General features: G+C 65.5%; 14 protein-coding genes and 1 pseudogene. 11 read left to right on the top strand and 4 right to left on the bottom strand.

Annotation, left to right across the window (positions count from 1 at the left end):
- Positions 1-51: 51 nt before the first annotated feature.
- Together phbB and ABIE08_RS20830 are read right to left on the bottom strand one after the other, a co-directional pair.
- Complete coding sequence (gene phbB / locus ABIE08_RS20825; RefSeq protein WP_354553771.1) at positions 52-780, bottom strand: acetoacetyl-CoA reductase; 729 nt, start codon at positions 778-780, stop codon at positions 52-54.
- Between the two features lie 57 nt (positions 781-837).
- Positions 838-2019: an acetyl-CoA C-acetyltransferase gene (locus ABIE08_RS20830; RefSeq protein ID WP_354553772.1), complete on the bottom strand. Its 1182-nt coding sequence runs from the start codon at positions 2017-2019 to the stop codon at positions 838-840.
- 261 nt (positions 2020-2280) lie between these two features.
- Here ABIE08_RS20830 and phaR point away from each other — a divergent pair, with 261 nt between their 5' ends.
- The 7 genes from phaR (at position 2281) to trmD (ending at position 7965) form a co-directional block, all read left to right on the top strand.
- Positions 2281-2889: a polyhydroxyalkanoate synthesis repressor PhaR gene (gene phaR / locus ABIE08_RS20835; RefSeq protein ID WP_354553773.1), complete on the top strand. Its 609-nt coding sequence runs from the start codon at positions 2281-2283 to the stop codon at positions 2887-2889.
- 203 nt (positions 2890-3092) lie between these two features.
- On the top strand, positions 3093-3476 hold the full coding sequence (locus ABIE08_RS20840; protein ID WP_354553774.1) for a YkvA family protein: 384 nt from the start codon (positions 3093-3095) through the stop codon (positions 3474-3476).
- Positions 3477-3580: 104 nt separating this feature from the next.
- Entirely contained in the window at positions 3581-4222 is a 642-nt protein-coding gene (locus tag ABIE08_RS20845) for an invasion associated locus B family protein (RefSeq protein WP_354553775.1), read from the top strand.
- Between the two features lie 294 nt (positions 4223-4516).
- Positions 4517-6061 (top strand): signal recognition particle protein, encoded by a 1545-nt coding sequence (gene ffh, locus ABIE08_RS20850; RefSeq protein ID WP_354553776.1) that lies wholly within the window; start codon positions 4517-4519, stop codon positions 6059-6061.
- Between the two features lie 59 nt (positions 6062-6120).
- Positions 6121-6483, top strand: a complete 363-nt coding sequence (rpsP, locus tag ABIE08_RS20855; RefSeq protein WP_266331412.1) for a 30S ribosomal protein S16 — start codon at positions 6121-6123, stop codon at positions 6481-6483.
- A 190-nt stretch (positions 6484-6673) separates the two neighbouring features.
- A complete protein-coding gene (rimM, locus tag ABIE08_RS20860; protein WP_354553777.1) occupies positions 6674-7225 on the top strand; it encodes a ribosome maturation factor RimM in 552 nt (183 codons plus the stop codon).
- On the top strand, positions 7222-7965 hold the full coding sequence (trmD, locus tag ABIE08_RS20865; protein ID WP_436409591.1) for a tRNA (guanosine(37)-N1)-methyltransferase TrmD: 744 nt from the start codon (positions 7222-7224) through the stop codon (positions 7963-7965). The genes rimM and trmD overlap by 4 nt, the downstream gene beginning before the upstream one ends.
- A 2-nt stretch (positions 7966-7967) precedes the next feature.
- On the opposite strand, the gene ABIE08_RS20870 is transcribed toward trmD, so the two are convergent.
- Positions 7968-8657 carry a TetR/AcrR family transcriptional regulator gene (locus ABIE08_RS20870; protein WP_354553778.1) on the bottom strand — a complete coding sequence of 230 codons (690 nt, stop codon included), beginning with the start codon at positions 8655-8657 and terminating at the stop codon, positions 7968-7970.
- Between the two features lie 137 nt (positions 8658-8794).
- On the opposite strand from ABIE08_RS20870, the gene ABIE08_RS20875 reads away from it, so the two are divergent.
- The 4 genes and pseudogenes from ABIE08_RS20875 (at position 8795) to leuC (ending at position 12385) form a co-directional block, all read left to right on the top strand.
- Positions 8795-9268, top strand: coding sequence for an MAPEG family protein (locus tag ABIE08_RS20875; protein WP_354553779.1), 474 nt, complete (start codon positions 8795-8797; stop codon positions 9266-9268).
- Between the two features lie 174 nt (positions 9269-9442).
- Positions 9443-9817, top strand: a pseudogene (gene rplS, locus ABIE08_RS20880) (50S ribosomal protein L19); the annotation flags it as partial.
- Positions 9818-9897: 80 nt separating this feature from the next.
- Positions 9898-10710, top strand: a complete 813-nt coding sequence (locus ABIE08_RS20885; protein WP_354553780.1) for a class I SAM-dependent methyltransferase — start codon at positions 9898-9900, stop codon at positions 10708-10710.
- Between the two features lie 256 nt (positions 10711-10966).
- Positions 10967-12385 (top strand): 3-isopropylmalate dehydratase large subunit, encoded by a 1419-nt coding sequence (gene leuC, locus ABIE08_RS20890; RefSeq protein ID WP_266331419.1) that lies wholly within the window; start codon positions 10967-10969, stop codon positions 12383-12385.
- Between the two features lie 75 nt (positions 12386-12460).
- Here the strand turns inward: leuC and ABIE08_RS20895 are convergent, their stop codons facing one another.
- Positions 12461-12763, bottom strand: coding sequence for a hypothetical protein (locus ABIE08_RS20895; RefSeq protein WP_354553781.1), 303 nt, complete (start codon positions 12761-12763; stop codon positions 12461-12463).
- Positions 12764-12870: the final 107 nt, after the last annotated feature.

Consider the following 12870-nt stretch of genomic DNA (forward strand, 5'->3'; position numbering starts at 1 on the left):
CTGGGCGCCGGCCTTTTCTTCTACGAGCGGTGAGAAATCCGCTGCCGGCGATCAGCCATTCGCCATGTACTGGCCGCCATTGATGGTCAGCACCGCGCCCGTCATGAAGGCGGAGGCATCCGAGGCGAGATAGGCGACCAGCGCGGCGATCTCCTCGGCCTTGCCCAGGCGGCCGACCGGGATCTGGCCGAGAATCCCTTCCATCACCTTGGGCGGCACCGCCATCACCATGTCGGTATCGATATAGCCCGGGCAGATGCAGTTGACCGTGATGCCCTTGCGGGCGTTTTCCAACGCCAGCGCCTTGGTGAAACCGACGACGCCGGCCTTGGCGGTCGCATAATTGACCTGGCCGAGTTGCCCCTTCTGCGCGTTGATTGACGAGATGTTGATGATGCGGCCGAAGCCGCGCTCGCGCATCCCTTCGATCAGCGGCCGCGTCATGGTGAACATCGAATCGAGGTTGGTCCGGATCACGCTGGACCACTGCTCCTGGTCCATCTTGTGGAACCATCCGTCGCGCGTGATGCCGGCATTGTTGACCAGCACCTCGACAGGGCCGACGGCCAGTTCGACGGCGCGCACGCCATTGGCGCAGGCCTCGGCATCGCTCACGTCCCACTGGAACACCGGGATGCCGGTCTCCGCCTGAAAGGCATGCGCCTTCTCGACATTGCCGGCGAAGCTGGCCGCGACGGTGTAGCCGGCAGCCTGCAGCCCCTTGGAGACGGCCGCGCCAATGCCGCGCGTGCCGCCAGTAACGAGGGCGACTTTCCCCATGTGTTCCTCCCCAGATTGACCGGTTGAATTCCGGTCTCGATGAAATCCGTCGAAGCGTTAGCGCTCGACGGTCAGAGCAATTCCCATTCCACCGCCGATGCAGAGCGTGGCGAGCCCCTTCTTGGCGTCGCGGCGCGCCATCTCGTGCAGCAGCGTGACCAGAATGCGGGCACCCGAGGCGCCGATCGGATGACCGATGGCGATGGCGCCGCCATTGACGTTGACCTTGGCCGGATCCCAGCCGACGCCCTGGTTGACGGCGCAGGCCTGGGCGGCGAAAGCCTCGTTGGCTTCGATCAGGTCGAGGTCGTCGACCGACCATCCGGCCTTCTGCAGCGCCTTCTTGGAGGCCGGGATCGGGCCGGTACCCATCAGGGCCGGATCGACGCCGGCCGTCGCCCAGGAGGCGATGCGGGCGAGCGGCGTGACGCCGCGCCGCGCGGCCTCGGCGGCCGACATCAGCAGCAGCGCCGCGGCGCCATCATTCAGGCCCGAGGCGTTGCCGGCCGTGACCGTACCGTCCTTCGAGAAGGCCGGACGCAGCTTGGCGGCGGCCTCCATGGTTGCGCCGGCGCGGATGTATTCGTCCTGGTCAACGACGATGTCGCCCTTGCGGGTCGAGATCGTGAAGGGCGTGATCTCGTCCTTGAACGTGCCGGCCTTCTGCGCCGCCTCGGCCTTGTTCTGCGAGGCCGTGGCGAACTGGTCCTGCTGCTCGCGGGTGATCTGGAATTCGCGCGCGACGTTCTCGGCCGTGACACCCATGTGGTAGCCGTTGAAGGCGTCCCAGAGGCCGTCCTTGATCATGGTGTCGACCATGTTCAGGTCGCCCATCTTGGTGCCGGCGCGCAGATGCGCCGCATGCGGCGACAGCGACATCGATTCCTGGCCGCCCGCCACGATGATCGAGGCGTCGCCGGTGGCGATCTGCTGCATGCCGAGCGCGACCGAGCGCAGGCCGGAGCCGCAGACCTGGTTGAGGCTCCAGGCGGTGGTCTCCTTGGGCAGGCCGGCGAGCATCGAGGCCTGGCGCGCCGGGTTCTGGCCCTGGGCCGCGGTCAGCACCTGGCCGAAGATCAGCTCGCTGACCGCTTCCGGCTCGGTCTTGCCCTGCTCCAGCGCGGCCTTGACCACGGCGGCGCCGAGCTGGTGGGCGGGAATATTGGCAAAGGCGCCGTTGAACGACCCGACGGCGGTGCGCGTGGCGGCGGCGATGACGATGTCGGTTTCTGAAGCCATGATGCTTTCCTCGATCGGGTTTCGGCGGCTGCCGGTTGAAACAATCAGAGACCGGGCGGCGAAGGCTGTCAATCGAGGCGGACGTTACGCGATTGTTGCAATGCATCGTTTGCGCAGCATGGGACTGACAATGCATCGCACAATCAATTTGGTGGATTCCTGGAATGATCCTATCGTGGCGGGGTGGAAGAGAGGTTGCGAGGACGGCATGCCGAGGCGCGCCAGCCGGACAATCACGCAAGTGGGACGAGGGGAGCGATCATGACGAAGGAAAAAGAACCCACCACGATCAAGAAATACGCGAACCGCCGGCTCTACAATACCGGTACCTCGACCTATGTGACGCTCGAAGACCTCGCGAACATGGTCAAGGCGGGTGAGGATTTCGTGGTTTTCGATGCCAAGTCCGGCGATGAGATCACCCGTTCGGTGCTGACCCAGATCATCTTCGAGCAGGAGAACAAGGGGCAGAACCTGCTTCCGATCACCTTCCTGCGCCAGTTGATCCGCTTCTATGGCGACTCGATGCAGAACCTGGTGCCGACCTATCTCGACTTCACCATCGACAGCCTGACGCGCGACCAGGACAAGCTGCGCGGCCAGATGGCCAACGCCTTCGGGCCCAGCGCCTTCACCGCGATCGAGGACACCGTCCGGCGCAACACCGAGATGTTCGAGCAGGCCATGCGCATGTTCCTGCCCTTCAGCGGCGGACGCCCGGAGCCGACCAGCAGCGCCCCGAACGGCAAGGCCGAGTCGCGGACGGCGGAAGCCCGGCCGGCGGAGCGCGCCGATGGCGAGTTCGACCTGCTGAAGCGCCAGCTCGACGAGATGCAGAAGAAGATCGAGAAGCTGGCCGAGAAGGGCTGATCCTCTTTCCTTTCCAGCGCGACATCGCCCCGGCCGCCGCGCGGCCGGCGGGGGTTGTGAGTATCGCGTCGGGCGAAGGATTGCGCGCCGACGGGCGCCCGATTCGTTGCAGTCCGCCTTTCCAGTTCCTAAATGGAGGCCTGCCCTGGTCGGTGCGCGAATGTTTCGCCGCCTTCCCCACGGGTCGATGAGGCTACTGGCACATGGCAAAGATCCATCACGGTGACATTCTCGGCCCCGAGACCTTGGGCTCGAAGGAAGAAAAGGCGCGCGCCGAGACGGTGCGCCGCGGCTTCTGGAAGAAATTCCGTACCGCCGCCCGCCACATTCCCTTCGCCGAGGACGTGGCCGCCGCCTATTTCTGCGCCTTCGACAGCGCCACGCCGATTCGGGTCCGCGCCACGCTGATCGGCGCGCTCGCCTATTTCGTGCTGCCGGTCGATGCCGTCCCCGACTTTCTGGTCGGCATTGGCTTCGCCGACGATGCGACCGTGCTGATGACCGCCTTGACCCTACTGCGCGGACACATCCAGCCGGCCCATTATGAAGCTGCGAAACGGGTGCTGGCCGGCGAAAAGCCGGCCTGATCCGGCCCTGCCTGCAGGGCCCCGTTCCTTTCGGCCGGAGAGGTCACACTCTCGCCCCATTGGCCCGACCATCTCTGCATTCGAATGTCTGGCTGGATGACGGGATGGGCGCGGTTCATGAAGGATTAGTGTTTCATGGATTGTTAACGGAACCCGCGCAGTTTGAGGTAATTGTTCGGGTGACGGAGCCACCCGCCCGATTGTTTTCTGGCAAATTTGGTGGGAAAAATATGAACGGAAAAAGGATCGCAACGGCAGCGCTCCTCATGGGTGCTTTGTTCGGTTTCGCAGAGACTGCGGCGGCGCAGACCCCGAAACGTATCGGCACTTACAAGGACTGGAGCTCCTACGCCTATTCCGACTCGCGTGGGAAAGTTTGCTACGCGGCCTCCCAGCCGAAGACACAGGCGCCGCAGGGCCTGAATCGCGATCCGGCCTATTTCATGGTCACCGCGCGGCCGTCCGAGAACGTCCGCAGCGAGGTGTCCGTAATCATCGGATATCCGTTCAAGGAAGGCTCCAAGCTGACGGTCGACATCGATGGACAGAAGTTCTCGATGTTCACCAAGGACGATGGCGCCTGGATCGAGAACGCGGCGCAGGAAACGGCACTGATCGCGGCCCTGAAGAAGGGGCATTCCATGTCCGTCAACGGCACGTCGCGCCGCGGCACCCAGACGAGCGACAGCTATTCGCTCGCCGGCGTCTCGGCCTCGCTCGACGCGCTCTCCAAGAACTGCCCGTAGGGTTCGTTCCCGAATTCGAATTGGATGGCCGGGCTCAGTCCCGGCCATTTGCTTATGCGGCGCAAGCGGCATCGCGCGGGCATGCAATCCAGGGGTTCAGCCCCTCTTTGATTGACTCGGCCGGCCGTTCCGCGTTAAAAGCCGCCAAATTCTCGCGAAGAGGTATCCTCTGAGCCGCCGACCGGGACCCGATCCCGGAGGTCAACGTCCGCCAGCGCGTCGCGCCCGCGGGCGCTGAACGTCTTTGGGAATTCGGCGGATCGGAAGCGGTCCATTCGAGGAAGAGCGGAACGGATGTTCGACAACCTTTCAGAACGCCTCTCAGGCATTTTCGACAAGCTCACCCGTCGTGGCGCGCTGTCGGAAAACGACGTCAACGAGGCGATGCGCGAAGTTCGCCGCGCGCTGATCGAGGCTGACGTCGCGCTCGACGTCGTGCGTTCCTTCATCGACAAGGTCCGCTCGCGCGCCATCGGCGCCGACGTCATCCGCTCGGTGACGCCCGGCCAGATGGTCGTCAAGATCGTGCACGACCAGCTGGTCGAGATGCTGGGCGCCGAAGCCGAGCCGATCGACCTCAACGCGCCTGCCCCTGTCGCCATCATGATGGTCGGCCTCCAGGGCTCGGGCAAGACAACCTCGTCCGCCAAGATCGCCCGCCGCCTGACCCTGCAGCAGAAGCGCAAGGTCCTGATGGCGTCGCTCGACGTCCGCCGCCCGGCCGCCCAGGAGCAGCTGCGCATCCTCGGCGAGCAGAACGGCATCGACACGCTGCCGATCGTCGCCGGCCAGTCGCCGACCGACATCGCCACCCGCACGCTGCAGGCCGCCCGCCTCGGCGGCTATGACGTCGTCATCCTCGACACCGCCGGCCGCACGCATATCGATGAGCCGCTGATGGTCGAGATGGCCGACATCAAGGCCATCGCCAAGCCGCACGAGATCCTGCTCGTCGCCGACAGCCTGACCGGTCAGGACGCCGTGAACCTCGCCCGTTCGTTCAACGAGCGCGTCGGCATCACCGGCATCGTGCTGACCCGCGCCGATGGCGACGGCCGCGGCGGCGCGGCGCTGTCGATGCGCGCCGTCACCGGCAAGCCGATCAAGCTGATCGGTACCGGCGAAAAGGCGGAAGACCTCGAAGACTTCCATCCCGGCCGTATCGCCAACCGCATTCTCGGCATGGGCGACATCGTCTCGCTGGTCGAGAAGGCCGCGCAGAACATCGACATGGAAGAGGCCGCCAAGGCGGCCGAGAAGATGCGCAAGGGCATCTTCGACCTCGACGATCTCGCCGCCCAGCTTCGCCAGATGGAGAAGATCGGCGGCATGTCCGGCATGCTCGGCATGCTGCCCGGCGTCGGCAAGATCAAGAAGCAGCTCGACGGCGCCAATCTCGACGACAGCATGATCAAGCGCCAGGTCGCGATCATCTCGTCCATGACCAAGGCCGAGCGCCGCAATCCCGACATCCTCAAGGCCAGCAGGAAGAAGCGCATCGCCGCCGGTTCCGGCTCGAAGGTCGAGGACGTCAACCGCCTGCTCAAGATGCACCGCCAGATGGCCGATATGATGAAGGCCATGGGCAAGCAGAAGGGCGGCGGCATGCTGGGCAAGATGATGGGCGCGCTCGGTGGCGGCATGGGCGGCATGCCTCCCGGCGGCATAGGTGGCGGCATGCCCAACATCGATCCGGCCCAGCTGGAAAAGCTTGCCAAGCAGATGGGTGGCGGCGCCGGCCTGCCGCCCGGCCTCGGCAAGGGAATGCCCGGCCTGCCGGGCCTCGGCGGCAAGCTGCCGGGCCTGGGTGGCATACCCGGCCTCGGCAAGAAGAAATAACCAGTACGGACCCCGGTCCCTAACCCTTCAGAAGATCTCGTTTTAAAAGGAAGAGAAGCATGTCCCTCAAGATCCGTCTTTCCCGCGGTGGTGCCAAGAAGCGTCCGTTCTACCGTATCGTCGTCACCGATGCCCGTTCGCCGCGCGACGGCCGCTTCATCGAGCGTATCGGCACGTTCGACCCGATGCTGGCCAAGGACGCCGCCAACCGCGTCGTGCTCGACCTCGACCGCGCCAAGCATTGGCTGTCGGTCGGCGCGCAGGCGACCGATCGCGTCGCCCGCTTCCTGAGCGATGCCGGCGTCGTCAAGCGCGACCCGCGCAACAACCCCGAGAAGGCAGTCCCGGGCAAGAAGGCCCAGGAGCGCGTTGCCGAGAAGGCCAAAAAGGCCGAAGCCGCTGCTGCAGCCGCTGCCGAGTAATTCAGGGATCCGTCCCTCGCCATTCCCTCTCCCGCACGCGGGAGAGGGTTTCTGCCGACGCACCCGCCCCGTCTGATGACGGCCCGCCGGACGTCCTGCCCGCCCAAGGTGCGTATTCGACCGGGATCGGGCCGCCTGCTTCCCATGCAGGCCCCTATCCGGCCATGACCGCTGACAGAAAGACCCGCCGATGCCCGCTCCGGACCCAGACCAGGTTCTCCTCGGCCAATTCGGTGCCGCCCACGGCATCCGCGGCGAGATCAAGATCAATTCCTATACCGAGGAGCCGCTCGGCATCGCCGATTACGGCCCCTTCACCCTCGATGACGGCCGCGTCGTCGAGATCGATTCCGTTCGCATGCAGGGTGACGGCGTCGTCGCCCGCATCAAGGGCATCTCGGATCGCAATGGCGCCGAGACCTTGCGCAACCGCAAGCTGTTCGTCGAGCGCGCCGCCTTGCCGGAACTCGAGGAAGAAGACGATTTCTACCACGCCGACCTGATCGATCTGGCGCTCGAACTCACCGATGGCAGCGCCTATGGCAAGATCGTCTCGGTGCAGAATTTCGGCGCTGGCGACCTGATCGAGATCGAGCCGGCCGCGGGCGGCAAGACCTTCTACCTGCCCTTTACCCGCGCCATTGTGCCGACGGTCGACATCAAGGCCGGCCGCGCCGTCGTTGTGCCGCCGCCCGAGACCGAAGCGCGCCCGGAGGACGGCGAGCCCGAGGCCGAGGCGTGAGCGATTCATTCGCAGACGCGCCCGGCGCGGCGACCGCGACGCCCGACCAGGCCGGTCGCTGGCGCGCCACCATCCTCACCCTATACCCCGAAATGTTCCCGGGCCCGCTCGGGCAATCGCTCTCCGGCAAGGCGATGGCCGAGGGCAAGTGGTCGCTCGACGCGGTCAACATCCGTGATTCCGCCACGACCAAGCACCGCAATGTCGACGACACGCCGGCCGGCGGCGGCCCCGGCATGGTGATGCGCGCCGACGTCGTGGCACGCGCGCTCGATGCCGCGGCACCGGGCGACGACCCCCGCCCTCGCCTTCTGATGAGCCCGCGCGGCAAGCCGCTCGACCAGGCGCGCGTGCGCGAGCTCGCTGTCGGCCCCGGCGCGCTGATCCTGTGCGGCCGGTTCGAAGGCGTCGACGAACGCGTCATCGAGGCGCGCCAGCTCGAGGAAGTCTCGATCGGCGACTACGTGCTCTCGGGCGGCGAGCTTGGCGCCATGGTGCTGTTGGATGCCATCGTCCGCCTGCTGCCGGGCGTGATGGGCGGGGCGGAATCCGGCACCGAGGAGAGCTTCGAGGGCGGCCTGCTGGAATATCCGCACTACACCCGCCCGCGCGAATGGGAGGGCCGCTCCATTCCCGACGTGCTGCTTTCCGGCGACCACGCCGCGATCGCCAGATGGCGGCGCCAGCAATCCGAGCGCATCACGGCCGAGCGCCGGCCCGACCTGCTCGACAAGAGCTGACCTCAGCGGTCGCCGCCGGGAGCGGCGGCGGCCTCGAACACCCGCGCAAGACCTTCGACGAGTTGCTCGTCCGAATAGATCAGCGGATCGTCCATCGGCTCGACCATGCCCTTCATCGTCAGCAGGCCGATCGCCGAGAGATAGGCGAGGAACGCCAACAGGCGCGGTTCGACGGCCGCGCGCGGGGTGCGCTCGCCCCGTTCCGCCACCAGCATCTCGGTTGCTTTCGCGAACAGCAGGTCATTCAGCGGACGGATGCGTTCGAACTGGTCGCGATCCCAGGTGAGCGCGCCGGCGCCGGCGACCTGCCCGAACAGGAAGGCGAGCCGGAAATCATCCAGGCGTGGGGCGAAGGCGGTCACTGTCTCCCCGATGATCGCCCGCAGCGCGCCGCCGCCATCGGACGCCTGCGCGACCCCCTGCTGCACGGCCTTCGCCTGCGCTTCGATCACGCCATGCACGAGTTCGAAGACCAGAGCGTCCTTGGACGGGAAATAGTAATAGAGCCCGGTCTTCGACATCCCGACCTCCCTCGCCACCGCGTCGAGCGTCATCGCGCCAATGCCGTGCCGGAACAGGACGCGACGGGCGGCGTGCAGGATTTCCTCGCGCGACTGGTCCCGCTTGCGCTCGCGCCGTGCGGCCCGCGCCGCCGTCTTGTCGGCGCCCGGTTCGCCCTCGTCATCCGCCACCCTCGTCAACCTCCGTACCAGCCTTCGAATTCCATTCCGTAAAATATCCTCCATTTGACTTTTTCGAACAACGGTCTAAAAATTGAATCATGGTCGTGGAGATAAGGCGCGCGTTCGCCGAACGGTGGAGACTGGCAATGGACAGGCTGAGCTTCGACAACCCGCTGTTCGCGACCTATGTCATCGCGGCGACGCTTCTCATCCTCAAGGCCGCGGCCATGTCCTGGCTGGTGGTCTTCCGGATGATCCGGGAGAATGGCGGCTTTCGGTCGCCCGAGGATCTGAAGAAGACCCTCGCCAATCCCAATCCGCACCCGGGCCAGTTGGAGCCCAATCCGCGCGTCGAGCGGGCGCGCCGGATTCAGCTCAATGACCTCGAGAGCTTTCCCTATTTCCTGGTGGCCGGATTCCTCTGGATCCTGACGTCGCCGTCGCTGTGGCTGGCCCAATGGCTGTTCTACGGCTATGTGGTGACGCGGGCCTTGCACTTCGTCGCCTACCTGACGGCCCGCACGCACGACCTGCGCTCGCTGCTCTGGACGCCCGGCTCGCTGATCCTGATCTACATGGCAGGCAGCACGCTGTTCTCGGCGCTGCTGCATGCGGCCTAGCCGGACGGCTTGCCGCGCAGGCGATCCGCCGGCCGGCCAAAGGCTGGACTTTCCGCTCCGCTTCCTGTACACGCGCGCCATCCAAAGCCTTCAACGGCTAAGGAACAATAACTGAAAACAGCGCACCGAAACGCTAGCGGTCCGAAAAGGGCCGCATCGGCAGGAGTTGAGACTATGGTCAATATCATCGAACAGCTCGAGAAAGAGCAGCTCGAAATCGTCGCCGCCATGCGTGCGGTTCCCGAGTTCCAGCCCGGCGACACCGTCAAGGTCAACGTGAAGGTTGTCGAAGGCACCCGTTCGCGCGTCCAGGCCTATGAAGGCGTCTGCATCGCCCGTTCCGGCGGCGGCCTCTCGGAGAGCTTCACCGTCCGCAAGATTTCCTATGGCGAAGGCGTCGAGCGCGTTTTCCCGGTCTACTCGCCGCTGATCGCCGGCATCGAAGTCGTCCGCCGCGGCAAGGTTCGCCGCGCGAAGCTTTACTACCTGCGCGATCGTCGCGGTAAGTCGGCTCGTATCGTCGAGCGGACCGAGCCCCGCAAGGAGAAGGCGAAGGCTTAAGCCTTTCGGCTTCCAGAATTGCGAAGGCGGGTCCCAGCGACCCGCCTTTTTTTATTGGGGAGAGGACCATGGATCGCTTCAAGCAGAGCAACCGCGCCAATTGGGACGAGCGCGCCGAGATCCATGCGCAGGACCGGACCGGCTTCTATGCGATTGACCGCTTCCTCGCCGGCGAGGACGTGCTCTATCCCATCGAATCCGCCGAGATCGGCGCCGTTTCCGGCCTGAAGCTGGCGCATTTCCAGTGCCATATCGGCATCGACACGCTCTGCCTCGCCCGCCGCGGCGCCATCGCCACCGGGCTCGACTTCTCGCCGCAGGCGATCGCCAAGGCGCGCGCGCTTTCGGTGCGCTCCGGGGTTCAAGCCGATTTCGTCGAGGGCGAGGTCTATGACGCGCCGGACCTTCTCGGCACGGATTTCGACATGGTCTTCACCAGCTGGGGCACGATCACCTGGCTCGACGACATCCGTGCCTGGGCGAAGGCGATTGCCGGCACGCTGAAGCCGGGCGGGCGGCTCTATTTCGCCGACAGCAGCCCCGCCATCGCGACGCACGAGGAAATCGACGGCGTGATCCGGCCGCATTACGACTGGCGCTCCGCGCGCGAAAAGCCGCAGCGCTTCGATTCCCCCACTACCTATACGGGGGACGAGACGCCGCTGGTCACCGACTTCACCTATGAGTGGATGCGCGGCACCTCGGACGTGATCGACGCCCTGCTCCGGGCCGGAATGCAGCTCGACTTCCTGCGCGAGCACGAAGTGTTGCCTTTCAAACTGTTTCCGATGATGGTCGATGCCGGGAGCCGCATGTTCCAGTTGCCCGCCGGCATTCCGCGCATGCCGCTCGCCCTGTCGCTCGGGGCGACGAAACGCTGACCGATCGGTCATGATCCGAATTGTCGTTCTGGCAATTGACTGCTATTTAGAACCGCTATGAACAGCCCCTTCGCCCGCATCCATCAGCCGACGACCGCCGAATTTGCGGCGCTGACGGATCATGCGCGGCTTCCCTGGCGGTTTTTCGCCCGTCTGCTGGCAACCGAGGATCGCGGTTCCGATCGACTTTGACGGGGCAGTGGCCCCGAACGATCGACCCTCGCGCAAGCAATTTATCCTTCAGGAAGAAGACGTCATGACCACGTCGAACGGCAATCCCCGCACTCTCTACGACAAGATCTGGGATGACCACGTCGTCGAGAAGAACGACGACGGCAACACCATCCTCTATATCGACCGCCACCTCGTGCACGAAGTGACGAGCCCGCAGGCCTTCGAAGGCCTGCGCATGGCCGGCCGCAAGGTTCACCAGCCGAAGAAGACGCTCGCCGTCGTCGACCACAACGTGCCGACGACCGACCGCACGCACGGCATCGAGAACCCGGAATCGGCGCTGCAGGTCGCGACGCTCGCCGAGAACGCGGCCGAGTTCGGCGTCGAATATTATTCCGAGCTCGACCGTCGCCAGGGCGTCGTCCACATTGTCGGCCCCGAGCAGGGCTTCACCCTGCCCGGCATGACCATCGTCTGCGGCGACAGCCACACCTCGACGCATGGCGCCTTCGGCGCGCTGGCGCATGGCATCGGCACGTCGGAGGTCGAGCATGTTCTCGCCACCCAGACGCTGATCCAGACCAAGGCCAAGAACATGCTGGTCACGGTCGATGGCGTGGCGCCGGAAGGCGTTTCGGCCAAGGACATCGTGCTGGCCATCATCGGCGAGATCGGCACGGCCGGCGGCACCGGCCATGTGATCGAATATGCCGGCGAGGCGATCCGCGCCTTGTCGATGGAAGGCCGCATGACGGTCTGCAACATGTCGATCGAAGGCGGCGCCCGCGCCGGCCTGATCGCGCCCGACCAGACGACCTATGACTACATCAAGGGTCGCCCCAAAGCGCCGACCGGCGAAACCTGGGAACAGGCTCTGCGCTACTGGGAAACGCTCAAGTCGGATCCCGGCGCGCATTTCGACACCGAGCTGCGCCTCGACGCCGCCAGCCTGCCGCCGATCGTCACCTGGGGCTCCTCGCCCGAGGACGTCGTCTCGATCGCCGGCGTCGTGCCGAACCCGGACGAGATCGCCGACGAGAACAAGCGCAAGTCGAAGTGGCGCGCGCTCGAATATATGGGCCTGAAGCCCGGCACCCGCATGGTCGACATCCCGGTCGAGCGCATCTTCATCGGCTCCTGCACCAATGGCCGGATCGAGGATCTGCGCGCCGCCGCCGCGATGATCCGCGGCCAGACGGTGCGCGAGGGCGTCAACGCGATGGTTGTGCCGGGTTCCGGCCTGGTCAAGGAGCAGGCGGAGGCCGAGGGACTGGACGTGCTGTTCAAGGCCGCCGGCTTCGAATGGCGCGAGCCGGGTTGCTCGATGTGCCTGGCCATGAACGACGACCGGCTGAAGCCGCATGAGCGCTGCGCCTCGACCTCGAACCGCAATTTCGAGGGTCGCCAGGGCTTCAAGGGCCGCACCCATCTGGTGTCGCCCGCCATGGCCGCCGCCGCCGCGATCGCCGGCCACTTCGTCGACATCCGCAGCTGGCGTTGAGCCGCCGCGACAGCAGACAATAGAAAAGGGGCCCGGACGGCGACGTCCGGGCCCCTTCTTCATTCTAGCCGGCTGTTACCAACGCGGGCCGCCATGGCCGCGCTGCTGGTAGAAGCAACGCTCGCCGACAACGACCTTGCGCCATTCCATGCGGCCGTGACGCCAGACCTTGCGCTGCTTCACAATCGGGCGGCAGACGCGCTTGCCCTTGTGCCAGCCATGGCCGCCGCGCGGGCCATTGTCCCAGCCGCGATTGTCCTGACGGCTGTGGTGCGGTTCGCCGCGATGCCAGGCGAGCGCGCCGCCGGTCGACACGGCCAGCGAGCCGGTGGCGAGGACCAGCGTGGTAGCAACGGCAATGATGGTTTTCTTCAGCATCGAAAACTCCCTTGGTGACGTTCAGGTCGAAAGCCGGCCTGCTGCGTCTATCAAGGGCCTCAATGCATGAACCACGGCTGAGATGCATGTTCAGCCATGGTTCAGGA

The organism is Kaistia defluvii (assembly GCF_040548815.1).
GTDB lineage: Bacteria > Pseudomonadota > Alphaproteobacteria > Rhizobiales > Kaistiaceae > Kaistia > Kaistia defluvii_A.

Bases quoted from the DNA above. Each gene is read 5' to 3' on its own strand.
- phbB (WP_354553771.1), bottom strand. From the start codon at position 780: ATGGGGAAAGTCGCCCTCGTTACTGGCGGCACGCGCGGCATTGGCGCG.
- ABIE08_RS20830 (WP_354553772.1), bottom strand. From the start codon at position 2,019: ATGGCTTCAGAAACCGACATCGTCATCGCCGCCGCCACGCGCACCGCC.
- phaR (WP_354553773.1), top strand. From the start codon at position 2,281: ATGACGAAGGAAAAAGAACCCACCACGATCAAGAAATACGCGAACCGC.
- ABIE08_RS20840 (WP_354553774.1), top strand. From the start codon at position 3,093: ATGGCAAAGATCCATCACGGTGACATTCTCGGCCCCGAGACCTTGGGC.
- ABIE08_RS20845 (WP_354553775.1), top strand. From the start codon at position 3,581: ATGGGCGCGGTTCATGAAGGATTAGTGTTTCATGGATTGTTAACGGAA.
- ffh (WP_354553776.1), top strand. From the start codon at position 4,517: ATGTTCGACAACCTTTCAGAACGCCTCTCAGGCATTTTCGACAAGCTC.
- rpsP (WP_266331412.1), top strand. From the start codon at position 6,121: ATGTCCCTCAAGATCCGTCTTTCCCGCGGTGGTGCCAAGAAGCGTCCG.
- rimM (WP_354553777.1), top strand. From the start codon at position 6,674: ATGCCCGCTCCGGACCCAGACCAGGTTCTCCTCGGCCAATTCGGTGCC.
- ABIE08_RS20875 (WP_354553779.1), top strand. From the start codon at position 8,795: ATGGACAGGCTGAGCTTCGACAACCCGCTGTTCGCGACCTATGTCATC.
- ABIE08_RS20885 (WP_354553780.1), top strand. From the start codon at position 9,898: ATGGATCGCTTCAAGCAGAGCAACCGCGCCAATTGGGACGAGCGCGCC.
- leuC (WP_266331419.1), top strand. From the start codon at position 10,967: ATGACCACGTCGAACGGCAATCCCCGCACTCTCTACGACAAGATCTGG.
- ABIE08_RS20895 (WP_354553781.1), bottom strand. From the start codon at position 12,763: ATGCTGAAGAAAACCATCATTGCCGTTGCTACCACGCTGGTCCTCGCC.